This is a genomic window from Acinetobacter sp. SK-43, assembly GCF_015351505.1.
GTDB classification, from domain to species: Bacteria; Pseudomonadota; Gammaproteobacteria; order Pseudomonadales; family Moraxellaceae; genus Acinetobacter; species Acinetobacter junii.
This window is the reverse complement of record NZ_JADKPY010000071.1, coordinates 1-22,843: the sequence shown is the minus strand read 5'-3', so window position 1 is coordinate 22,843 and position 22,843 is coordinate 1. Positions and strand designations below refer to the sequence as shown.

The following is a 22,843-nucleotide window of genomic DNA, read 5'->3' as shown; positions in this document are numbered from 1 at the left end:
TTTTAAGTATCTCAAGTACATCCACTAAAAATAGAAAATTCCCCCTTGAGATGCAACTAAAACATCGCAAGAGGGATTTTTTAAATCTATTAGTGACGGAAGTGGCGCATACCAGTGAAGACCATTGCAATACCAGCTTCATCTGCTGCAGCAATCGTTTCTTCGTCGCGCATAGAACCACCAGGTTGGATGATACATTTGATACCAGCTTTTGCAGCGTTATCAATACCATCACGGAATGGGAAGAATGCATCTGATGCCATAACTGCACCTTCAACAATTAAACCTGCATGTTCAGCTTTGATCGCAGCAATACGAGCAGAGTTCACGCGGCTCATTTGACCTGCACCTACACCAATGGTTTGACGGTTTTTGGCATAAACAATTGCGTTTGATTTCACATATTTTGCAACTTTCCAAGCAAAAATCATGTCATCAATTTCTTGTTCAGTTGGCGCTCGTTTAGTCACAACTTTAAGATCATCTTTAGTGATCATGCCTAAGTCTTGATCTTGAACTAACAAACCACCATTGACACGTTTATAATCAAGTTGCGGCGCACGTGCATCAATCGCTGGAAGCTCACCGCAAACCATGACACGGACATTTTTCTTCGCACCAGTGACTTCAAGTACACCTTCTGCGATGCTTGGAGCAATAATCACTTCAACGAACTGACGATCAACAATCGCTTGAGCAGTCTCTACATCTAATTCACGGTTGAATGCGATGATGCCACCGAATGCTGATTCTGGATCTGTAGCATATGCAAGATCATAAGCTGCTTTAATGCCATCTAAAGAAACAGCAACACCACATGGGTTTGCATGTTTAACGATGACACAAGCTGGTTTAGCGAATGATTTTACGCATTCAAGTGCAGCATCAGTATCAGCGATGTTGTTATAAGAAAGTTCTTTACCTTGTAATTGCTTTGCAGTTGAAACAGATGCTTCTTTAGTATTTGCTTCAACATAGAACGCTGCATTTTGGTGTGGATTTTCACCATAACGTAAATCTTGTGCTTTATTTAACTGCGTATTGAACGTGCGAGGGAATAAATCTGCTTCACCCTCAGCTTTACCAACACGTGCTCCTAAATAAGATGCGATCATGCCATCATATTGAGCAGTATGTTCAAATGCTTTAACTGCTAAATCAAAACGAGTCTCGTAAGAAAGAGCTCCATTTGTCTTTAACTCTGCAATTACAGCATCATAGTCAGATGCATTCACAATGATACCAACTGAAGCATGGTTTTTCGCAGCGGCGCGAACCATAGTTGGACCGCCGATATCGATATTTTCAATCGCATCTGCAAGTGAGCAGTTTGGTTTTGCAACTGTAGCTGCAAATGGATAAAGGTTTACAATCACCAAATCAATCGGATCGATGTTGTGTTCTTGCATTACAGCTTCGTCCAGACCACGACGAGCTAAAATACCACCATGAATTTTAGGATGTAGTGTTTTTACACGACCATCCATCATTTCAGGGAAACCTGTATGCTCAGAAACTTCTACGACAGCGATGTTGTTGTCTTTCAGCAACTTATAAGTACCGCCAGTAGATAAGATCTCTACCCCTAGAGCAGCAAGGTTTTGAGCGAATTCAACGATTCCAGTTTTGTCGGAAACAGAGATTAAAGCACGTTTGATAGTCATGATTTTGGTCAACAGTTTGAAGTCTACAGATTAAAACAATTAAGCATAAAAAAATGCCCACGAGAACGTGAGCATTTTATCAATTATTCACTCATTAAACCGTGAGCTTTTAACTTTTTACGCAAAGTACCACGGTTAAGGCCTAAAATCTCGGCAGCACGAGTTTGATTGCCACGAGTATATTCTAAGACCACAGATAAAAGAGGTTTCTCCATTTCTGCTAAAACCATGTCATATACTTGAGATGGTTGCTCACCTTGCAACTGTGCAAAATAATGACGAACTGCGCGATCTACATGGATGCGAAGAGCGACATCAGATTGAGCCGTAAAAATAGGAGATTTGCTATTCATGCGTGTTAATCCGAAAAATCAAATATCACTTGGGTAAAGTGATATATAAATGTGGTCTAAATTACTGAGCCCTGTTTTAGATCCTAAAACAGTGACTCTAAAACAAAAGGACTATTAGCTTGCCACAAATCCTCGAATTGTGTAAAAAATAAGCGTAACAATAGTTAAATATTTGTTACAGCCTACTTTCAAAAACAAAAAAACCAACAATGCGCTTATAGGATTAAAGCACAGTTCGTTTAACGATTTTATTGTTTATAAATAACGAGGAGTAAGTAGGTCAAAGCATTCGTGGCGCGTATCATACCACTGTCTGCGAAAAAGTGAGCAAATTAACTGCACTTTTTTTTATTTTTTTGTCACTTTTTTATGCTTTTAGGGCTGTACAATTTCTAAACTATAGTTGTCGAAGCTATTTTTGCTTTTTTCAACCGTAAATTCGAATTTAAATGGACTATCTGAAGGGATGCGTTGAATCGGCTTTAGACTGTCTACTAAATAGTCTTGGGGTTTGAGTGTGATATCCGTAACGGTCTCACCTTTGTCTTTAAGGATGAGTCTAATCGAAGGAATCAAGACACTATCTTTATGATGATTGATCAGCACACCCGAAAACATTGTTTCGTTTTTACTGTAGCGTTTAACTTTAACTTTCTCAAAACTTAGATATTTATATTGTTCATCAAGTGTTTTGCAAGTCAAAACACCACATGCATAGTTAAAGATACGGTTTAAAGCAGGGCTTTCATGCATAAGCTTTGGGTTAAACCATAAGATTTGAAAAGCGAAAACCAAAATGAGGACAATATTACCGATCCCCCAAAGACTGTAATATAGCCAACCGTGTTGTTTTGATGTTGGTTCATGATCAACCAATAAAGCATCTTCGGATAAATTTAAATTTGGTAATGCTGTGACTGGCTCAGTATTAAAATAATTTAAATTGTTTAGATAGGTCAAAAGATCGATATTTGAGTTTTCAATTTTTTGATCGAAAATACTTAAAATTTGCATTTGCTTTTCAGCAAAGCTGCTATCAGGTTGGATAGAGGAGAATAGTGAACGATTGGTTTGTGTAGGAATCGTTTCGTTTGTCTCTGTATTTAAAAGATTGGTCAGTGCATTAAAGTTAATAACGCACTTGGGACAACAAACCATGCCCTGAGCAACACTGAGTTGTGAAGGGGTCACTTTATACACGGTTGAGCATTTAGGGCAGCGGGTTTGTTTTTCACTCATGAGGAACAATATTCTCAAATTGTTGTTTTGCGTTTTCCTGAAATGCGACACCAGTTCTCTTCGCGCTTTTCGATCTCTAATATATCAAAAAACTCAGAGTAAACACTAGAAACATCAGCAACTTGCTCTTCGATTACACCAGCAAGTGCGAACTCTCCCTCATTTTTAATTAAAGTTGAGAATTCAGGCGCTAAAGCCATTAGAGGTGCAGCTAGAATATTTGCAACTAGTATGTCCGATTGTTGACCTTTAAACTCGTTATTGAATTCTTCAGGTAAGCCAACGTACAGACGCTCAAGTACACCATTCAACTCTGCATTTTGTTTTGTTGCTAGAACAGCCTGTGGATCAATGTCTGTGGCATATACTTTTTTAGCACCTAATAGAAGAGCAGCAACACCCAAGATGCCTGACCCACAGCCGTAATCAATCACGATTTTATCTTTTACATCAGTCTTACCTAGCCATTGTAAGCATAGGAATGTACTGGCATGGTTACCTGTACCGAATGCTAAGCCTGGATCCAGTTTAATGTTGGTTGCATCCGCTTCAGGTGGCTCTAACCATTCTGGTACGATCCAATATTTTTCACCAATTTGAATTGGTTCGTAATAATCCATCCATGCGCGTTCCCAAACTTGGTTTTCTAAATACTCATGGCGCATTGGAACATCAGGGAGTTGTGCTTTTAAAAATGCTTCTAAAGTATCAACATCAATTGGGTCATCTTCTTCTTGTTGATAAATGCCCGTTACAATGACTTTATTCCAAAGAGGGGTTTCACCTGGTAAAGGCTCAAGCAGTGCTTGATCTTCGGCATCATCTAGCATAACGCTTACAGCACCCAAAGAAAGGAGCAAAGTTTCAGTTAGTTCAACTTGTTCTTGATCGACAGTAATATGAATTTGTAGCCAGTTCACAGGAAAACCTAAGTTAATGTATTTTGGTTATTGTAATAGATTCAGACCATGCAGAGGGATTATAAAATAGACTGATTACAATTTTAAGATGTTTTTTCAAACATAATTCTTTTGATATCGCCTGAACAAAAAATAAGGATGCTGAACAGCATCCTTATATAACTATATATAGGTGTCCAATTTTTTATGGAGATGTTTGTTCAATTTGTGGAGCTGATTGTTCCATTGGAGGAGGTGTCATTTCCATAGGCTGAACAGGCGCACTCACTGGTCGAGGTTCTGATTGTGTTTCTGAAATCTTAGTTTGAGTTTCAGGCATTGCATTATTCGCAGGCATTGGAGGTTGGAATGCTAATTTACCAGCTTCATTTGGCTCACATGTACCATTAAAGACAACACCTTTGTAGGCAAATGAAATCATATCACCTTGTTTTTTGCCCTTACATACTTGTTGATACTTTTGAGTTTGTGCATCAACTGTGGTTTTTGCATTGGTTTGTGCTGTTACAGCAAAACACAGGCTACAAATAAGCGTCGAAAATAAAAGCTTAGTGTTCATATCATTTTCCTAAAGTATTTGTTATGCACTAATAATGATAAGAATTTTTTAAATCGGAACAGTGGGTATCAGGTTAATAGTTATAAGTCCATGTGTTAACAATGCATGAAAAGTGCAACATTAAGTTTTATTTTGTATATATTTAAATCAAGCTAAGCAGATGGGGATTACAAGAATATTGACGGATTTTGTCAACTTAATAGAAAACTTCTGTATAATACTCTGTCATTTTTTAAATACACATTACCACTATGCACTATCCTAAAGTTTACGACGTTATCGTAATTGGTGGCGGTCACGCTGGTACGGAAGCTGCGCTTGCGGCGGCTCGTATGGGAAGACAAACATTATTGTTGACGCATAATATTGAGACTTTGGGGCAGATGAGCTGTAACCCAGCGATTGGTGGTATTGGTAAATCGCACTTAGTTCGTGAGATAGATGCACTTGGCGGTGCAATGGCGCTTGCTGCTGATAAGGGCGGTATTCAATTCCGTATTTTAAACTCGCGCAAAGGTGCTGCTGTGCGTGCGACGCGTGCTCAAGCAGATCGTGTTCGTTATAAAGCTGCCATTCGTCATACTTTAGAAAACCAAGCGAACTTGGATATTTTCCAACAAGCTGCTGATGATTTAATTGTTGAAGGCGATACCGTTAAAGGTGTTGTGACCCAAATGGGTATTCGTTTTGATACCAAAACCGTTGTACTCACTACGGGTACTTTCTTAGGTGGTGTCATTCATATCGGGTTGCAAAATTCGAGCGGTGGTCGTGCAGGTGATCCTCCTTCAATTGCTTTGGCGCATCGTTTACGTGAGTTAAAACTTCCAGTAGGTCGTTTAAAAACGGGTACACCGCCGCGTATTGATGCGCGTAGCGTTGATTTCTCTGTGATGACACCACAACCGGGTGATTTCCCATCTCCAGTGATGTCATTTATGGGTGATGTATCGATGCACCCTGAACAAGTGAACTGCTACATCACTCATACCAGTGAAAAAACACATGAGATTATTCGTGGTGGTTTAGATCGTTCACCTATGTATACAGGTGTGATTGAAGGGGTAGGTCCTCGTTACTGTCCTTCGATTGAAGATAAAATTCATCGTTTTGCTGATAAAGATTCGCATCAGGTGTTTCTTGAGCCTGAAGGTTTAGATACGCATGAGCTTTATCCAAATGGTATCTCAACCTCATTGCCATTTGACGTTCAGTTCAATCTTGTACGTTCGATTCGCGGTATGGAAAATGCTCATATCTTGCGTCCAGGTTATGCAATTGAATATGACTATTTCAACCCGCAAGCATTGAAATTTACGCTTGAAACTAAAGCAATTCAAAACTTGTATTTTGCTGGTCAGATTAATGGTACCACTGGTTATGAAGAAGCAGGTGCTCAAGGTTTACTTGCTGGTTTGAATGCAGCACGTCGTGCTTGGGAACAAGAAGAGTGGACACCAAAACGTGATCAAGCATATATGGGCGTACTGGTAGATGACCTGATTACATTAGGGACTAAAGAACCATATCGCATGTTTACCTCACGTGCAGAATATCGTTTGATGCTTCGTGAAGATAATGCAGATCAACGTTTAACACCAATTGGTCGTGAACTCGGTTTAGTTGATGACGAACGTTGGGCTGCATATAGCGAAAAAATGGAAGCTGTTGAGCGCGAGACATCACGTTTACAACACTTATGGGCAGCACCGAATAACCTGATGGGTAAAAAGTTTGTTGAAATGACTGGTGCGGACCTAAGTAAAGAGTGCAGCGCGATTGATTTATTGAAACGTCCAAATATTAATTTTGGTCAAATTGCTGAACTTACAGGCTCAGAGGTTTCTGAACAGGTCGGTGAGCAAATTGAAATTGCTGTGAAATATGAAGGTTATATCAACCGTCAACATGATGATGTTGCTCAGATGAAACGCCTTGAAGAAACGAAGATTCCAGCTGACTTTGAATATGATGGTGTTTCAGGTTTATCTCGCGAGATTACTCAAAAGCTTAAAACAGTTCGCCCTGAAACTTTAGCGCAAGCAAGCCGTATCCCAGGTGTGACTCCTGCAGCAGTTCAGTTGGTGATGATTACGATTCGTAAAAATAATATGGCGAAGAAATCTGCTTAAATATTATTAATAGATTCTTGATCTTAGAACTAGAAAACACCCTTTTTATTAAAGGGTGTTTTTTTTATGATTGAATTAATAGATGTGAAATATTTGTTTGGATAGAGCAGGTGTGGTAAATGAAAAGTTGGATATTTTTATTTGTAGCGATCACAGCAGAAGTGATTGCGACATCTGCACTGAAAAGTAGCGAAGGGTTTACAAAGCCATTTGCCTCTATCGTTGTGATTTTAGGTTACATCATTGCATTTTATTGCTTATCTTTGACCCTGAAAACAATTCCAGTTGGTATTGCTTATGCGATATGGTCTGGGGTAGGAATTGTATTGATCACGACCTTTGCTTGGTTTTTCTATGATCAAAAATTGGATCTATGGGGAATTATCGGCATAGCATTAATTATGTGTGGTGTGTTGATTCTAAACCTTTTATCAAAATCTAGTCCGCATTGATTTATTTCCGAATAATAATTAAAACCGAACGAAGCGTTCGATTTTAATTTAATGTTTAATCATTTTTATAAAGTAACTTCGATACCTAGACGCAGATTTTTCCTATCAAATTGAGTATTTGTATCAATTTCCGCATAAGCTTTTGGCAATAAACGACGAGCTAATTTATTGACCCTGTTTTCCATCCATCAGGAAATTTGTTTATTCGATATCTGCCGACAGATCAAATCTATACTGAGCTAGGTGCTACATATGTGGGTGATGCAAAAGTTCATCCAAATGGTAATCTCAATAGTACATCCACTGATTTAAAAGGTTTTACAAGACTTGATGCTGCGATTGGTTATAGTGCAAATCCTTGGAATATTACGCTTGCCGTGAATAATTTAACCAACAAAGAATATTGGCGTTCGGACTCTATGCCTGGAACACCACGTAACTTCTTAGTAAGAGTTAACTATCAGTTCTAAAAGCGATTTTTAGCAATATCAAAAAGTACCTTTAAGCGATAAAGGTACTTTTTAAGCTTAAATTATTACTGATTTAATAAATATTAATTAATCAATTGGTAAAATATTAAAATTATCTAATTGAATTTATGTAAAAGTTGTTGATTAAAATACTTTATTATTCTAGTATTTAAGTGTGTAAAAAATGTTCACATTTGTCTTTTATTGGAAAATTTATTGTGACATTACATTTGTTTTTGATTTAAAAGTGTTAATTGATAACATTTTTGTACACATTTGTTAGTATTTAAGAAAAGCATACATTAGAGATAATAATAATGAAGATAGTACTTTCAATACTTATTCTCTGTTCTGTTTTTATTTTGGGTTATGCGGTTTATGTTGATTCGCATAACAAAAAAAGACAAGAGCTGATGAAGATTGTGAACGATGCAGAACATAGCCTAAATTCGATTCAACACAATCCAAATTATGTGAAGCATTCTCGATTAGCGACCTACCGAAGCGAATAATTAAGTTCTCAGGTGAAATGTCACAGGATTTAGCTTTTTTTATCGGGTTGTGTCCAAGTTTTTATTAGAATCTGTTAAAATATTTACCATTAAATAAAAAAGCTGCATCTTGTTATGCGGCTTTTTACATTTTGAAATCGGAACCAAATTTATACATCTCCTCTGTATAGCAAGCGTGAAACTGGCATGTAGATTGCTTTTAGCCTTGTATACCATTTTGTGTACATTCAAAAAATTATTTGAAACACAAGCGTATAGATTTCATATTCTACGATCTTAGATTTTAACAGGTGCTATATGACAACGCCTAATGCTTCAGTTGGACTGTTAGAACGCTTATTTAAATTAAGTGATAACAAAACCAACTTTAGAACAGAAGTTCTAGCAGGTGTAACCACATTTTTGACCATGTGTTACATCATCATTGTAAATCCACTCATTCTTTCTGAAACCGGAATGGATCATGGTGCTGTGTTTGTTGCAACCTGTTTGGCTGCTGCAATCGGGTGTTTGGTCATGGGGATTGTGGCGAATTATCCAATCGCACTCGCACCAGGTATGGGTTTAAATGCATATTTTACCTATTCTGTGTGTTTGGGCATGGGGGTGCCTTGGCAAACTGCTCTAGCAGCGGTATTTGTCTCAGGTCTTGTTTTCCTTGCTATCAGTTTCTTTAAAATTCGTGAGGCAATCGTCAATGCAATTCCGATGTCTTTAAAGTTTGCGATTGGTGGGGGAATTGGTCTTTTCCTTGCATTGATTGCGCTTAAAAATGCAGGAATTATTGTAGATAATCCAGCGACATTGGTTGGATTGGGTGATATTAAACAGCCAACAGTATTGTTAGCATTATTCGGATTTTTAATGATTGTTGTTTTGCATCAATTAAAAGTTCGTGGTGCAATCATCATCAGTATTTTAGTTGTCACTGCAATAGCGACTATTCTGGGTTTGAATGAATTCAAAGGTGTCGTAGGACATATCCCATCAATCGCACCTACTTTTATGCAAATGGATTTTGAAGGTCTATTTACTGCAAGTATGGTCGGGGTTATTTTTGTATTCTTTATCGTTGACTTGTTTGATAGTACTGGGACTTTGGTTGGTGTTTCACATCGTGCCGGGTTGCTTCAAGATGGTAAATTACCACGCTTAAAGAAAGCTCTATTTGCTGACTCAACTGCAATTGTAGCGGGAGCTGCATTAGGTACATCATCTACCACCCCGTATATTGAATCAGCTTCAGGTGTAGCAGCTGGTGGTCGCACAGGTTTAACTGCGGTTGTGGTTGCTTTACTTTTCATCGGCTGCTTATTCTTGGCTCCTTTGGCACAATCCGTACCAGGTTTTGCAACTGCACCAGCACTATTATTTATCGGTGTGTTAATGATTCAAGGAATTACGCACATTGATTGGGATGATATTACTGAAGCTGTACCTGCATTTTTAACGATCGTATTTATGCCATTTACCTATTCAATTGCCGATGGTATTGCAATGGGTTTCATTAGTTATGCATTGGTTAAGCTGTTTACAGGTAAGGCAAAAACAGTACCTTATATGGTGTGGATTATTGCTGCACTTTGGGTATTTAAATTTGTTGCATTTGGTGGCTAAGCCACTTAAAACTAAGTGATAAAACCTTTAAAGGGTGTACCGTGTTAGGCAGCACCCTTTTTTATTTAGACGTGGAGTTTATATGGATCAAATCGAGCTGATTCGTGCTTTGCCCAAAGCCGAATTACATGTGCATATTGAAGGGACATTTGAGCCAGAGTTGATGTTCGCTATTGCACAGCGTAATCAGATTCAAATTCCTTATCAATCTGTTGAAGAAGTGAAACAGGCTTATAACTTTCATAACCTTCAATCGTTTTTAGATATTTATTATGCTGGCGCCAATGTGTTAGTGCATGAGCAGGACTTCTACGATTTAGCTTGGGCATACTTTGAAAAATGTGCAGAAGATCGAGTGGTACATACAGAAATGTTCTTTGATCCACAAACACACACTGAGCGTGGTGTTAAGTTTGTTACCGTTTTAAATGGTTTAAAGCGTGCATGCACCGATGCAAAAGAAAAGTTGGGTATTAGCTCTCAATTGATTATGTGTTTCTTGCGCCATTTAAGTGAAGAAAAAGCGTTTGAAACGTTAGAACAAGCCTTGCCATTCAAAGATGACATTATTGCGATAGGTTTGGATTCGAGTGAAGTTGGGCACCCACCATCAAAATTTGAACGTGTCTTTGCCAAAGCACGCGAAGCTGGTTTCTTGATCGTCGCACATGCTGGAGAAGAAGGTCCTCCTGAGTATATATGGGAAGCTTTAGATTTACTTAAGGTGAATCGTATTGATCATGGTGTTCGTTCAGAAGAAGACGAGCAATTGATGACACGCCTGATTGCAGAGAAAATGCCATTAACAGTGTGCCCGTTAAGTAACTTAAAACTCTGTGTCGTGAAAGATATGGCTGAGCATAACATTCGTCGTTTGCTACAAAAAGGTATACATGTCACTGTAAACTCGGATGATCCTTCATATTTCGGCGGGTACATTAATGATAACTTTATTGCGATTCAACAAGCTTTGAATTTATCAAATGAAGAATTAAAGCAGCTTGCGATTAACTCTTTTGAAGCTTCGTTTATTTCTGATGATGATAAGCAGAAGTGGATTACCGAAGTTAGAAAAATCTAATGCATAAAAAAACCGCTATAAGCGGTTTTTTTTATATCAATTTTTATTTGGGTTGTCTTAGCATGCTGAGCAATACATTATCTTTGTCGATGAGATGATGTTTAATCGCTGCGAGAATATGACCTGCAATGAGTAAGCCCGCAAACCACGATATATAAATGTGTAGGGGTTTAACGATTGCTAATAAATCTGGATTGTCTTGAACTAGACGGGGAATTTCAAATAAGTATAAAACAGGGGCGGGGTGACCAGCGCTCCAACTGAATAAACAGCCTGTAATGGGTAGAGCTAATAACATTAAATATAATAGAAAATGACCAATATGTGCCAAGGTTTTCATCATTGGTGACATGGTATTTGGTAGTTGTGGAGCTGGATGGGTATAACGCCAAAAAATTCTTATAACGACTAAAAAGATAATGGTTGTTGCAATATTCTTATGAAGTGTAATAACAGTGCCTTTAAACGTTCCATCAACTTCATAACTTAAAAAATTTCCACTGTAAAATCCAATAAGCCATGCAACTATAAAAATAACGGCCATGAGCCAATGTAATACTTGTGCTGTGCGAGTGTAGTACTGTGCTGAGGTTGACATCGCAACATCCTAGTTGTGATATGATTTTGTAGATTTTAAATAGCGTTATTTATTCCTCATACGGTGTATATGTAACAGAGCGTCTTGTCCTTGCAACGATTATTAATCGAAACGATATGTTTAAATATGTAATAAGTCTGCACGGTCAATTGCTTAATAAAATGCTTTGTGCAAAATACGACTGCAATTAAGTCGCTATAAGGTTAAAAGTTGTGAAAAAATTATTGTTGGCTCTGCCAGTATTATTTGTTTTAAATGGATGTGTTGCGCCAAATACAAATACTTCTACAACACCATCTACATCTCAACAGTTAGGTGTAACGGCATTAAAGGTTGCGGTTAATGCTAAATGTATGAGTGAAATCAATACATTACCTGCATGGAAAACAGCAACACGTTTGATGACCACTGAACAGCGTGAAAATATTCAGATGGATGTTTGTGGGTGTGTAAGTGAAAAAGCGCCCAATAGTGTAACGACTTTGGAGTTGGCTACAGCTGCAATTGATCCAACTGCAAGAGCAACAATTGTGAATCAAGTGGTTGCTGAAACTGTTAATGCTTGCGTGTCTGAAGCATTGAAGAAATAAAAGTAAGATATATAAGCAAAGCTGAATGATTTTCAGCTTTGTTTCTTAGCAAAATAATTTTATATTTTCTTGTAATTTTAGATCGTTTTCAGATGCTTAAAACCTTAAATTAATCATGATATTATTCAATTAAAATGGTAATTACATGTATAAGAATAAATTTGTTTTGGCAATTTCAACGGTGTTTGCTTTGGCGGCTTGTAGTACTGTGCAAAGTGGCGAGCAAAGTAATTTAAAATTAGGAACATCTGCAATTCAGTTTGCTGCACAGACTAAGTGTAATCATGATATTGATGATTTTGCAGCTTGGAAAATTGCAAGTAAATTAATGACAAAGACCTAGAAGAAAGAGAAGAAAACCCAAATTTGTAAATGCGTTGGCAAAAATGCACCTACTGTTTTATCACCTTCAGAATTGGCACTTGCTGCAGTGGATTCTAAAGCGCGAACAGCTTTAACAGGTGTAGCAGTAGCTAAAACTATGAATGCTTGTGTATCAGAAGTGGTAAAATAGTTCTGTATTCAATTGACTTTGATTGGGTGCTAAAATGCAGCCAATTTTTTGCGAGTAAATTATGTTTGTTGCTGGTGTAGATGAAGCAGGTCGCGGTCCTCTAGTGGGTTCAGTTGTTGCAGCTGCGGTGATCCTAGATCCTAATAATCCAATCGAAGGATTAAATGATTCTAAGAAATTAACTGAAAAAAAACGCGAAAAGTTGTTTATAGAGATTAAACAAAAGGCATTAGCTTGGTCGATTGCTGAAGCGACACACACTGAAATTGATGAAATGAATATTCTGCAAGCCACATTTCTTGCAATGCGCCGTGCGGTCGAAAATTTAAAAACCACGCCACACAAAGTAATTGTAGATGGTAATCAAATTCCAAAAGGGATTGAGATTGCATGTGAAGCAATTGTGGGAGGTGATGCGACTCATGCTGAGATAAGTGCAGCAAGTATTCTAGCTAAAGTTACACGTGATCATCAAATGAAGACCTTAGATGAATTATATCCTGATTATGGGTTCGCAAAGCACAAAGGTTATCCTACAAAAGCGCATTTTGAAGCTATTGCAGCACACGGCGTAATTGATCAACATCGTCGTAGTTACGCGCCTGTAAAAAAAGCTTTAGGTTTATAATTTCTTATAAATTGAGGTTTTAAATAAAATTAAAGCGACCATCTTGTGTCGCTTTAATTATGTGGGGAGAATTCTGAAAATTAACGATTAAAGTTATTATGTCGCGGAAAATCGCTATTATCTTCTTCATACGAAAGTTGATAATCCTGATCAAGATGTTGTAAATGCTCATGCATGGCACGTTCATGTTGGATACGTTGGTAAATTTCCTCACGATGCACAGAAACTTCTTTTGGAGCATTAACACCAATACGCACCTGATTGCCTTTTACGCCAAGCACAGTAACACTGACTTGATCCCCAATCATTAATGTTTCTCCGACACGACGGGTCAGAATCAGCATGTTTATCTCCTTGCTAAACGCTTAAACTTGCGACAGGGAATTCATTGTTCGAAAGCACAGCCTTAATATACAGAAAATTCCAACAGAAATATGTAAAAAACATTATTTTTCGTACGTTCTGTTGAGAATCACTGAAAAACCTCAAAGATTAATATAACAGAGCCACTGTAGTAAAAACCATAGTGGCTCTGTTTTTTTTGCTATTTACTTGAAAGTAAATATGTTTAACAAGCTATTAATTAAGCACGTGCACTGCTTTCGCCGTGTTCACGATCTAGACCAAAAGCTGTGTGTAAACAACGTACGGCAAGTTCTAAATAGTTTTCTTCGATAAGTACAGAAATTTTGATTTCTGATGTTGAAATCATCAAAATATTAATGCTTTCATCAGCTAATGCAGTAAACATTTTGCTTGCAACACCTGCATGTGAACGCATACCCACACCTACGATTGATACTTTAACGATATCATCACGAGTAACAACTTCACATCCTTCAATGCTGCTTGCTGTTTGCTCTAAAATCGCCTTAGCTTTTGCTAAATCATTGCGATTTACAGTGAATGTGAAATCAGTTGTACCATCTTCTTCAACGTTTTGGATAATCATATCCACTTCGATGTTGGCATTGCTTATAGGTGACAAGATTTTAGATGCAATACCTGGTTCATCAGGAACACCTAAGATCGTTAATTTTGCTTCGTCACGGTTAAATGCAATACCTGCGATGATTGGTTGTTCCATATCGTCTTCAGCCTCAGTCGTAATTAGTGTGCCTACATTTTGTTTGAATTCTTCATCGAATGCGCCGTCATCGTCATTATCAAAACTTGATAATACACGTAATGGAACTTGATATTTACCTGCGAATTCAACAGAGCGAATTTGTAAAACTTTTGAACCCAAAGATGCCATTTCTAGCATTTCTTCAAAAGAAATACGATCAACCTTTTTCGCTTTAGGTGCGACACGTGGATCAGTTGTATAAACGCCATCAACATCAGTGTAAATCTGACATTCATCAGCTTTTAATGCAGCTGCAATTGCAACACCAGAGGTATCAGAACCACCACGACCTAAAGTTGTGGTATTTCCTTCGGCATCAAAGCCTTGGAAACCTGCAACAACGAGAACACGACCTGCATCTAAATCTTTGGTCATGACATCAGTATCAATAGATTCAATACGCGCTTTGGTAAAAGCACTGTCCGTTTTGATACCAACTTGACGACCAGTATATGACTTAGCTTCTACACCAATTGAATTCAGTGCCATAGCTAACATGGAAATCGTTACTTGTTCACCCGTTGACACCATTTGATCTAATTCACGTGGGTCAGGGGTGTTGGTAATGGCTTTTGCAAGCGCAAGTAAGCGGTTCGTTTCACCACTCATTGCAGACACAACAACGACCACTTTGTGACCGTGATCATGCCAGCGCTTGACACGACGAGCAACATTTAAAATGCGCTCAGGAGTACCCATAGAAGTACCGCCATATTTTTGAACGATTAATGCCATAGTTGTTCCATATAAGCCATGACCCTGAGAGGCATCAGGGTCAGTTACACAAAAGTGAAGTTGTTATTGCTCAAGCCAAGCAGGCAATGCTGCAAAAACTTGATCAAACTTCTCGTTTAGTGGCGCGCCACCTTGTGCTAAGTCAGGTTTACCACCACCTTTACCACCTAGCTCTTGAGCCAAGTGTTTGATGATGTCACCCGCTTTTAGATTTGCAGCATATTGTTTAGCGACGGACGCGATTAAACTCACTTTATCGCCTTCAACGCCAGCTAAAATAATGACTGCATCTTCCAATTTTGATTTTACACTGTCATGCAAATTGCGTAATGACTTTGCATCTAAACCTTTTACGGTTGTGATTAACGTTTGACGACCAGCGATTTCTTTAACTTGGTCTAATAAATCAGCAGCTTGGAAACTTGCTAATTTTTGATTTAGCTGTTCAATTTGTTTTTGCAAACTTGATGCAGTCTCAACAATTGCTTCAACTTTTTCTACAGTTTGGTCTTTCTGAGCTTTCAATAAACCATTAATTGTTTGGATATCGTTGTCAGCTTTTTGAACGGCTTCTAAAGCTTTAGTTCCTGTTACAGCTTCAATACGACGAACGCCAGCTGCTACACCACCTTCAGAAGTGATCTTGAATAAGCCGATATCACCTGTACGTTTAACGTGGATACCACCGCAAAGCTCGATTGAGAAGTTTTTCTCTTCGATAATTGAACCCATCGATAGTACGCGAACTTCTTCGCCATACTTCTCACCAAACAGCATCATCGCACCTTTGGCTTTAGCAGACTCGATGTCAAGTAATTCAGTTGTCACTGGAGTGTTTGCAATAACTTCAGCATTCACTAGACGTTCGATTTGTTGAAGCTGTTCAAATGTCACTGGTTGGTCATTGGCAAAGTCGAAACGTAAAATATCGCTTGCAACCAATGAGCCTTTTTGCTGAACGTGATCACCTAAAATTTGACGTAAAGCTGCATGTAGAAGGTGAGTGGCAGAGTGATTACGCGCTGTTGCAGCACGAATATCTGCTTTAACTGTTGCTTCAACATTTTGAGTTGCTTTTAAGCTACCCATCGTCACGATACCTTGATGCACAAAAGCACCACCAGATTTCTTAGTATCTTGTACTTCGAAAATACCTGTATCGTTTTTGAATATACCTGAATCGCCGATTTGACCACCGCTTTCTGCATAGAAAGGTGTTTGGTTTAAAACGATAAGCGCTTCATCGCCCTCATTGATTTCATCAACTTGAGTACCGTCTTTGTAGATTGCAACGATTTGACCTTGACCTTGAGTTGCATCGTAGCCATCAAATTGAGTTTCACCTTCAACTTTGACAATACTATTGTAGTCAACTGCGAATTTACCTGCGTCACGTGCACGTTGACGTTGTGCAGCCATTTCAACTTCAAAGCCAGCTTCGTCGATGGTAAAACCACGTTCACGTGCAATATCAGCAGTTAAGTCAGTTGGGAAGCCATAAGTGTCGTAAAGTTTAAATACAGTTGCACCTGGAATCACAGTATCTTTCAACTGTGCAAGCTCAGCTTCTAAAAGCTTCAAACCTTGCTCAAGTGTTTTTGCAAATTGTTCTTCTTCACGTAGTAAAGTCGCTTCAATCACATCTTTACGGGATGTAAGCTCTGGATAAGCTTCACCCATAACTTCGACTAATGGTTGTAGCATCTTGTAGAAGAATGTACCTGTAGCGCCTAGCTTATTACCATGACGTACTGCACGACGGATAATACGACGTAGAACATAACCACGACCTTCATTTGATGGGTTTACGCCATCAGCAATCAAGAAGCAGCAAGAACGAGCATGGTCAGCCAGTACACGTAATGATGGTTGTCCCTCATCTTGAATACCGATGATATTTGCAGCAGCTTTTAATAAGTGTTGGAACAAGTCGATTTCGTAGTTGGAATTAACATGTTGTAGTACAGCAGAGATACGTTCCAAACCCATACCTGTATCTACAGATGGAGCTGGGAGAGGGTGCATCACACCATCAGCGGTACGATTGAACTGCATAAATACGTTGTTCCAGATCTCGATAAAGCGATCGCCATCTTCTTCTGGAGAACCTGGTAAACCACCCCAAATGTGATCACCATGGTCATAGAAAATTTCAGAACAAGGACCACACGGACCAGTATCACCCATAGCCCAGAAGTTATCTGATGCGTACAGACCACCTTTGTTGTCACCGATACGAATGATACGGCTTGCGTCTAAACCAATTTCTTTGTTCCAAATATCAAATGCTTCATCATCAGTATGGTAAACAGTGGCATATAAACGATCTTTAGGTAATGCTAGCCATTGCTCGTTCGTTAAAAAATCCCAAGCAAATTTTAATGCATCACGTTTGAAGTAATCACCAAATGAGAAGTTACCTAACATTTCAAAGAAAGTATGGTGACGCGCTGTGTAACCTACATTGTCTAGGTCATTATGTTTACCACCTGCACGTACACATTTTTGAGAAGAAACAGCACGTACATAGTCACGCTTTTCTAACCCAAGAAAACAGTCTTTAAACTGGTTCATACCAGCATTTGTGAATAATAAAGTAGGGTCGTTGGCGGGAACGAGTGAACTCGAAGCGACACGTGTATGCCCTTGCGATTCAAAGTAACGCAAAAATGCTTCACGAATTTCAGCTGATGTCATAAAACGAGTACTCACAACCAAGACACTCCATAATTTTGAATTTGGCTATATGTAAAATAGGCGAGTTGTTTTTGAATTTTTGCAAACAAAGCGCATTTACATGGCGTAGATTTTAAAAGTGCTAAATTATAACGGAAAATGTGTGCCCGACCAACGATTTTGCAAGCAATATCATATAAAACTGTGTTTCAGCTAAAAATCTATATTCAACAAGGCTGATCATGTTTTACCATATAGCAAGAAAATATGATGTTTTGATGAATATAAGGGCTTTGCATGCAACGTGTCGCTATCAATGGATTTGGTCGAATTGGTCGAAATGTATTACGTGCATGGTTTGAAAGCCCTAAGCAATTTCAATTTGATATTGTTGCGATTAATGATATTGCTGATGTTCAAACTTTAGTTCATCTCTTTAAATATGACACAACGCATGGTCGTTTTGCTGGTCAAGTCGATATTGAGATTGAGAACGAACAAATTTTTTTAAATATTCATTCAAATCAAAGACAGCTAAGGCTGCAAGTATTTAAACAGGCGCAGCCAGAACTATTACCTTGGGCTGGTTTGGTTGTAGATGTTGTGCTCGAATGCACAGGTTTATTTCGATCGAGAGCTGATGCAACACGTCATATAGATGCAGGAGCAAAGCGAGTAATTATTGGTGCAGCACCATTTGATTCTGTTGATGCAGCTATCGTCTATGGTGTTAACCATGCGGATGTCAAACCTACTGATCAAATTATTTCTAGCGTTTCTTGTACGACACAGGCCTTAGTGCCTTTAGTCAAGATTATTGATGACGCTTTTGGCATTGATACTGCTCTCATGACCGAGATCCATGCAGTGACTGCAGATCAATCAGTTTTGGATCATGCTCATCGTGATTTACGAAGAGCCAGAGCGTCTGGACAAAATATTATTCCTACCACTTCAAGTGCTTTGGGCGCATTAAAACGCGTGATGCCAAAAATGGATGGTCGTATAGATGGGTACTCTATTCGTGTACCGACTATTAATGTTGCAGCGATAGATCTTTCATTTGTTTCACATTCACCGATCACAGTTCATAAAATTAATGAAGTTCTAAGTAAAGCTGCTAAGTTTGACTATGCTCAAATTATGCAAGTGACCGATGAAGATTTGGTATCAAGCGATTTTAATCATTCGCCATATTCATTAATTGTTGACCTGGCGCAAACGATGGTCGTGGGGCATCAAGCAAAAGTTTTTGCATGGTATGATAATGAGTGGGGTTATGCGAATCGCTTATTAGATTTGTGTGAATCTTTTTAATATTTAAATAATAAAAAACAATTTATTGGGGAATGTAATGGGCTTAATGATGGTTTGGGGATTTATTGGATTATTGCTATTGGCAGTTTTATTTTTGTTTTGGTTCTTATTTAAAAATAATCAACCTACTGATACTGCAAAAGATATCGTTAGGCTAGAGGAAAAAGTCTTGCATTTAGAGCTGCACCTCAAAAAAGGTCTTGAAATTATGCAAGATATGGCAAAAAAAATGCATGTCCAACAAGAAGTATTAGACAAGACGATTGCGAATGTCGCTGCTTTAGAAAAGCAGAATGCTGAATTGGTGGGGGTTCTAGAAATCGTGGTAAAGAGCACAAAAGGCAAAAGCTAAGTTCTTTGATTTGAGCAGTTTTATAAATCTACTACTTAGTCCAGCAGTTTCTTATTTGGGAAAATACTATAAGCATATTTTGCTTTAATTGTTTAAGTAACATTCGTCATCAAAAAGTAATATCTCACCAATCGAGAACAGTTCAATAGTACAGATGTTGGACACTTCTTTTCAAGAAACATAAGTGTTGTTTGTATTGATGAGTGATCTTAATGTATTGAATCTATTTGTTAAATTTAAAATAACAAGTTGGTGGCTTGCTAGTTAAATGGTAAAGAATTATTCAAATTCGAAGGTGCATCACATAAATCTTCATGCTACACTACGCTGAATCGGGCATTCACCCGATTTTTTTATGTGGTTGCTTTTTATGTGGATGCCTCCACGTTAAACAGATTTTAGGTTTGGAACATGACCATTTCAGAGACATGGTTGCTCCCTGACGGGGTGGCAGATGTATTACCCGAACAAGCGCAAGTTGTCGAAACATTGCGCCGAGAAGCTCTAGATTTCCTCGCAGTTCGAGGTTATCAATTGGTGTATACGCCATTTATTGAATACATCGAATCGTTGTCTTCACTTTCAGAATCAAATCAAGATTTAGATTTAGTTACTTTCAAAGTTATAGATCAACTTTCTGGTCGCTTGTTAGGTGTTCGTGCTGATATGACACCTCAAGTAGCGCGTATTGATGCACATGTACGACCAATTGAAGGCGTCGCTCGTTATTGCTACGCAGGCACTGTGCTTCATACTAAACCACAGAATTTCAATGCAACGCGTGCGCCTTTACAGTTGGGTGCTGAGCTATATGGTCATGATAGCATCGAAGCTGATGTTGAAATGATTGATGTGATGTTAGGTCTAATTGAACAAGCGCATACTTTAGAAGGCGCTCATTTAGACTTAGGTCATGTAGGTTTATTCCGTAGCTTAGTTAAGCGCGCTGGTTTAAATAAAAATACAGAGAATCAACTTTCTGATCTTTATCAGCGTAAAGCTTTACCAGAATTAGCTGAGTTTACCCAAGACTTATCAATGGGCTCTGATTTTTATGCATTAGGTCGTTACGCAAGTGATTTGGGTGCATTAAAAGCGAATCTTAGCCAAGATATTTTAAATGATGCTGACTTCAAAACTGCATTTGAGGCTTTAGAAAGCACATTTACACAAATTCAGTCTAAATGGTCGAATTTAAATATTGGTATTGATGTGATTGAGCTTCGTAGTTATCACTATCACACTGGTTTAATGTATGCCATTTACGCACCTAATCGCGCAGCACCGCTAGCTCAAGGTGGTCGTTATGATGGAATTGGTGAACACTTTGGTCGTTCACGTCCTGCGACTGGTTTTAGCTGTGATTTATATGCATTAGGATCTACTCAGTTTACTGAAATTGAAACGATAGTAGCTCCTCGTGGAAATGATCAAAATTTATTGAAAGCAATTGCAGATGCACGTCATCAAGGTATGCGTGTAGTGCAACTGTTAGGTAAAGATGATTTAAACTCTGTTCCTTATGCGACGCATCAAATGGTGTCACAGAATGGGCAATGGGTAATTGAAAAAATTTAATTGCTAAGTTTTGACTTAGTTTCCAATTTTAACAGCATGATGTAATGAGGCTATTATGGGCAAAAATGTTGTGGTACTTGGTACCCAATGGGGCGACGAAGGTAAAGGTAAAATCGTCGACCTGCTCACAGACCAAGCGGCTGCGGTAGTTCGCTATCAAGGTGGACATAACGCGGGTCATACTCTAGTGGTCGGTGGTAAAAAGACTGTATTACACCTCATTCCATCTGGTATTTTACGTGAAAACGTATTGTGCTTAATTGGTAATGGTGTTGTGCTTTCACCTGAAGCATTAATCAAAGAAATGGCGATTTTGGAAGCTGAAGGCGTACCTGTTAAAGAGCGTCTTCGTATTTCTCCAAATTGCCCATTGATTTTGCCAAATCATATTGCACTTGACCAAGCACGTGAGAAAAAGCGTGGCAATGCTAAGATTGGTACGACTGGTCGTGGTATTGGTCCTGCTTATGAAGATAAAGTTGCTCGTCGTGCTGTACGCGTAGCTGATCTTGTTCGTGGTGGTGCAGTACTTGAAGAAAAACTCAAGGAAATGCTTGAGCTTCACAACTTCCAACTTTCTCAATTCTATGGTGTTGAAGAAGTTAAGTTTGAAGATGTGATTGCACTTTGTGATGAATGGCGTGAGGTTCTTGCGCCATTAGTGATCGATGTAACTAAAGTGTTACATGATTATCGTAAAGAAGGCAAAGCAATCATGTTCGAAGGTGCACAAGGTTCATTACTTGATATCGATCATGGTACTTATCCTTATGTAACTAGTTCGAACACAACTGCTGGTGGTGTGAGTTCTGGTTCGGGTATGGGTCCATTACATTTAGATTATGTACTCGGGATTACTAAAGCATACACAACACGTGTAGGTGCAGGTCCATTCCCTACAGAGTTGCACTATGATGCAGCAACAGATACAGGTGATGCAATTGGTCGTCATTTAGGTACAGTGGGGCATGAGTTTGGTGCTTCTACTGGACGTCAACGTCGTTGTGGTTGGTTTGATGCCGAGATTCTTCGCCGCTCTGTTGAAGTGAACTCTTTATCTGGTATTTGCTTAACTAAGCTAGATGTACTTGATGGCTTAGAAGAAATTAAAATTTGTGTAGGCTATGAAGATGTTGATTCAGGCTGTGCAGGTTCTTCTGACGCGATTTCATTTGAAAGCTTGAAGCCTATCTATGAAACTATGCCAGGTTGGAGCGAATCTACAGTAGGTTTAACTCAGGTTGATCAACTTCCTGCAAACGCTTTGGCATATGTTAAACGCCTTGAGCAGTTGATCGAATGTCCAATTGATATTATTTCAACTGGTCCTGATCGTGCGGAAACAATTATTTTACGTCATCCATTTTCAGCTTAAGCTGAGTGAATGATTAAAAGCTCCCTTATAGGGAGCTTTTTTATTGTTAAAGCTTTATATATTTAAAATCCCTAGCAGATAATTAGATTTTTATTGCGATCTTTCTTATTTCACAGCTTGAGAAATCTTGATTATATTGATTGTACGTTCAAACAAAGAGGGCTTTAACTATGACGAAAAAGACGATTCACTATAATGGATATGAACTTACATGCCGATGTTAATTCATTATCAGCTTTTCATCGTTGGTGGGACTTATTTTGATCTGGCGGGCGAAAAAATAAGTCCTATACAATATGTATAAAAATAAAAACCTTATCTTTAAATAGACCTCTTGCAAAAATCATTTTTT

At 38.4% G+C, this 22,843-nt stretch carries 21 protein-coding genes and 1 pseudogene; 13 read left to right on the top strand and 9 right to left on the bottom strand.

What is annotated here, in order from left to right:
- Positions 1-89: 89 nt before the first annotated feature.
- The 5 genes from purH to IRT38_RS13170 all read right to left on the bottom strand — a co-directional run bounded on the left by purH (position 90) and on the right by IRT38_RS13170 (position 4,735).
- Complete coding sequence (purH, locus tag IRT38_RS13190; protein WP_194597956.1) at positions 90-1,664, bottom strand: bifunctional phosphoribosylaminoimidazolecarboxamide formyltransferase/IMP cyclohydrolase; 1,575 nt, start codon at positions 1,662-1,664, stop codon at positions 90-92.
- Between the two features lie 83 nt (positions 1,665-1,747).
- Entirely contained in the window at positions 1,748-2,017 is a 270-nt protein-coding gene (fis, locus tag IRT38_RS13185) for a DNA-binding transcriptional regulator Fis (protein ID WP_001086304.1), read from the bottom strand.
- Positions 2,018-2,392: 375 nt separating this feature from the next.
- Entirely contained in the window at positions 2,393-3,256 is an 864-nt protein-coding gene (locus IRT38_RS13180) for a DUF3426 domain-containing protein (RefSeq protein ID WP_099948892.1), read from the bottom strand.
- Between the two features lie 14 nt (positions 3,257-3,270).
- Positions 3,271-4,176: a 50S ribosomal protein L11 methyltransferase gene (prmA, locus tag IRT38_RS13175; protein ID WP_194597955.1), complete on the bottom strand. Its 906-nt coding sequence runs from the start codon at positions 4,174-4,176 to the stop codon at positions 3,271-3,273.
- Positions 4,177-4,360: 184 nt separating this feature from the next.
- Positions 4,361-4,735 carry a hypothetical protein gene (locus tag IRT38_RS13170; RefSeq protein ID WP_194597954.1) on the bottom strand — a complete coding sequence of 125 codons (375 nt, stop codon included), beginning with the start codon at positions 4,733-4,735 and terminating at the stop codon, positions 4,361-4,363.
- 251 nt (positions 4,736-4,986) lie between these two features.
- Between IRT38_RS13170 and mnmG the strand changes: the two genes are divergently transcribed.
- From mnmG to IRT38_RS13145, 6 genes and pseudogenes are all read left to right on the top strand, one after another.
- Positions 4,987-6,867 carry a tRNA uridine-5-carboxymethylaminomethyl(34) synthesis enzyme MnmG gene (mnmG, locus tag IRT38_RS13165; RefSeq protein ID WP_194597953.1) on the top strand — a complete coding sequence of 627 codons (1,881 nt, stop codon included), beginning with the start codon at positions 4,987-4,989 and terminating at the stop codon, positions 6,865-6,867.
- A gap of 119 nt (positions 6,868-6,986) precedes the next feature.
- A complete protein-coding gene (locus IRT38_RS13160) occupies positions 6,987-7,319 on the top strand; it encodes a DMT family transporter (protein WP_129263301.1) in 333 nt (110 codons plus the stop codon).
- Positions 7,320-7,507: 188 nt separating this feature from the next.
- Positions 7,508-7,789 (top strand): annotated as a pseudogene (locus tag IRT38_RS13155) (TonB-dependent siderophore receptor); the annotation flags it as partial.
- Positions 7,790-8,106: 317 nt separating this feature from the next.
- Complete coding sequence (locus IRT38_RS17585; protein WP_227592169.1) at positions 8,107-8,301, top strand: hypothetical protein; 195 nt, start codon at positions 8,107-8,109, stop codon at positions 8,299-8,301.
- A gap of 297 nt (positions 8,302-8,598) precedes the next feature.
- Positions 8,599-9,918, top strand: coding sequence for an NCS2 family permease (locus IRT38_RS13150; RefSeq protein ID WP_005402348.1), 1,320 nt, complete (start codon positions 8,599-8,601; stop codon positions 9,916-9,918).
- Positions 9,919-10,000: 82 nt separating this feature from the next.
- Positions 10,001-10,999, top strand: coding sequence for an adenosine deaminase (locus IRT38_RS13145; RefSeq protein WP_194597952.1), 999 nt, complete (start codon positions 10,001-10,003; stop codon positions 10,997-10,999).
- Between the two features lie 43 nt (positions 11,000-11,042).
- Here the strand turns inward: IRT38_RS13145 and IRT38_RS13140 are convergent, their stop codons facing one another.
- On the bottom strand, positions 11,043-11,597 hold the full coding sequence (locus tag IRT38_RS13140) for a cytochrome b (RefSeq protein ID WP_004912224.1): 555 nt from the start codon (positions 11,595-11,597) through the stop codon (positions 11,043-11,045).
- A 212-nt stretch (positions 11,598-11,809) separates the two neighbouring features.
- Between IRT38_RS13140 and IRT38_RS13135 the strand changes: the two genes are divergently transcribed.
- From IRT38_RS13135 to rnhB, 3 genes are all read left to right on the top strand, one after another.
- Positions 11,810-12,187, top strand: a complete 378-nt coding sequence (locus IRT38_RS13135; RefSeq protein ID WP_004955128.1) for a hypothetical protein — start codon at positions 11,810-11,812, stop codon at positions 12,185-12,187.
- Positions 12,188-12,332: 145 nt separating this feature from the next.
- Positions 12,333-12,530 carry a hypothetical protein gene (locus IRT38_RS17580; RefSeq protein ID WP_227592168.1) on the top strand — a complete coding sequence of 66 codons (198 nt, stop codon included), beginning with the start codon at positions 12,333-12,335 and terminating at the stop codon, positions 12,528-12,530.
- Between the two features lie 232 nt (positions 12,531-12,762).
- A complete protein-coding gene (rnhB, locus tag IRT38_RS13125; protein WP_194597951.1) occupies positions 12,763-13,329 on the top strand; it encodes a ribonuclease HII in 567 nt (188 codons plus the stop codon).
- An 80-nt stretch (positions 13,330-13,409) separates the two neighbouring features.
- On the opposite strand, the gene csrA is transcribed toward rnhB, so the two are convergent.
- The 3 genes from csrA to alaS form a co-directional block, all read right to left on the bottom strand.
- On the bottom strand, positions 13,410-13,673 hold the full coding sequence (gene csrA, locus IRT38_RS13120; RefSeq protein ID WP_004912217.1) for a carbon storage regulator CsrA: 264 nt from the start codon (positions 13,671-13,673) through the stop codon (positions 13,410-13,412).
- A 239-nt stretch (positions 13,674-13,912) separates the two neighbouring features.
- Entirely contained in the window at positions 13,913-15,193 is a 1,281-nt protein-coding gene (locus tag IRT38_RS13115) for an aspartate kinase (protein WP_004955120.1), read from the bottom strand.
- A 63-nt stretch (positions 15,194-15,256) separates the two neighbouring features.
- Positions 15,257-17,905: an alanine--tRNA ligase gene (gene alaS / locus IRT38_RS13110; RefSeq protein WP_194597950.1), complete on the bottom strand. Its 2,649-nt coding sequence runs from the start codon at positions 17,903-17,905 to the stop codon at positions 15,257-15,259.
- Positions 17,906-18,166: 261 nt separating this feature from the next.
- Here alaS and IRT38_RS13105 point away from each other — a divergent pair, with 261 nt between their 5' ends.
- From IRT38_RS13105 to IRT38_RS13090, 4 genes are all read left to right on the top strand, one after another.
- Positions 18,167-19,186: a type I glyceraldehyde-3-phosphate dehydrogenase gene (locus IRT38_RS13105; protein WP_005402353.1), complete on the top strand. Its 1,020-nt coding sequence runs from the start codon at positions 18,167-18,169 to the stop codon at positions 19,184-19,186.
- Positions 19,187-19,223: 37 nt separating this feature from the next.
- Positions 19,224-19,538 (top strand): hypothetical protein, encoded by a 315-nt coding sequence (locus tag IRT38_RS13100; RefSeq protein WP_194597949.1) that lies wholly within the window; start codon positions 19,224-19,226, stop codon positions 19,536-19,538.
- A 411-nt stretch (positions 19,539-19,949) separates the two neighbouring features.
- Positions 19,950-21,116: an ATP phosphoribosyltransferase regulatory subunit gene (locus IRT38_RS13095; RefSeq protein ID WP_194597948.1), complete on the top strand. Its 1,167-nt coding sequence runs from the start codon at positions 19,950-19,952 to the stop codon at positions 21,114-21,116.
- 55 nt (positions 21,117-21,171) lie between these two features.
- Positions 21,172-22,491, top strand: a complete 1,320-nt coding sequence (locus tag IRT38_RS13090) for an adenylosuccinate synthase (protein ID WP_194597947.1) — start codon at positions 21,172-21,174, stop codon at positions 22,489-22,491.
- Positions 22,492-22,843: the final 352 nt, after the last annotated feature.

What these genes read in the sequence shown, in the direction of transcription:
- IRT38_RS13095 (WP_194597948.1), top strand. Translation starts at nt 19,950, where the DNA reads ATGACCATTTCAGAGACATGGTTGCTCCCTGACGGGGTGGCAGATGTA.
- IRT38_RS17580 (WP_227592168.1), top strand. Translation starts at nt 12,333, where the DNA reads ATGTATAAGAATAAATTTGTTTTGGCAATTTCAACGGTGTTTGCTTTG.
- IRT38_RS13145 (WP_194597952.1), top strand. Translation starts at nt 10,001, where the DNA reads ATGGATCAAATCGAGCTGATTCGTGCTTTGCCCAAAGCCGAATTACAT.
- rnhB (WP_194597951.1), top strand. Translation starts at nt 12,763, where the DNA reads ATGTTTGTTGCTGGTGTAGATGAAGCAGGTCGCGGTCCTCTAGTGGGT.
- purH (WP_194597956.1), bottom strand. Translation starts at nt 1,664, where the DNA reads ATGACTATCAAACGTGCTTTAATCTCTGTTTCCGACAAAACTGGAATC.
- fis (WP_001086304.1), bottom strand. Translation starts at nt 2,017, where the DNA reads ATGAATAGCAAATCTCCTATTTTTACGGCTCAATCTGATGTCGCTCTT.
- IRT38_RS13170 (WP_194597954.1), bottom strand. Translation starts at nt 4,735, where the DNA reads ATGAACACTAAGCTTTTATTTTCGACGCTTATTTGTAGCCTGTGTTTT.
- IRT38_RS13105 (WP_005402353.1), top strand. Translation starts at nt 18,167, where the DNA reads ATGCAACGTGTCGCTATCAATGGATTTGGTCGAATTGGTCGAAATGTA.
- IRT38_RS13160 (WP_129263301.1), top strand. Translation starts at nt 6,987, where the DNA reads ATGAAAAGTTGGATATTTTTATTTGTAGCGATCACAGCAGAAGTGATT.
- IRT38_RS13090 (WP_194597947.1), top strand. Translation starts at nt 21,172, where the DNA reads ATGGGCAAAAATGTTGTGGTACTTGGTACCCAATGGGGCGACGAAGGT.
- IRT38_RS13150 (WP_005402348.1), top strand. Translation starts at nt 8,599, where the DNA reads ATGACAACGCCTAATGCTTCAGTTGGACTGTTAGAACGCTTATTTAAA.
- mnmG (WP_194597953.1), top strand. Translation starts at nt 4,987, where the DNA reads ATGCACTATCCTAAAGTTTACGACGTTATCGTAATTGGTGGCGGTCAC.
- IRT38_RS13180 (WP_099948892.1), bottom strand. Translation starts at nt 3,256, where the DNA reads ATGAGTGAAAAACAAACCCGCTGCCCTAAATGCTCAACCGTGTATAAA.
- IRT38_RS13115 (WP_004955120.1), bottom strand. Translation starts at nt 15,193, where the DNA reads ATGGCATTAATCGTTCAAAAATATGGCGGTACTTCTATGGGTACTCCT.
- csrA (WP_004912217.1), bottom strand. Translation starts at nt 13,673, where the DNA reads ATGCTGATTCTGACCCGTCGTGTCGGAGAAACATTAATGATTGGGGAT.
- IRT38_RS17585 (WP_227592169.1), top strand. Translation starts at nt 8,107, where the DNA reads ATGAAGATAGTACTTTCAATACTTATTCTCTGTTCTGTTTTTATTTTG.
- IRT38_RS13100 (WP_194597949.1), top strand. Translation starts at nt 19,224, where the DNA reads ATGGGCTTAATGATGGTTTGGGGATTTATTGGATTATTGCTATTGGCA.
- IRT38_RS13140 (WP_004912224.1), bottom strand. Translation starts at nt 11,597, where the DNA reads ATGTCAACCTCAGCACAGTACTACACTCGCACAGCACAAGTATTACAT.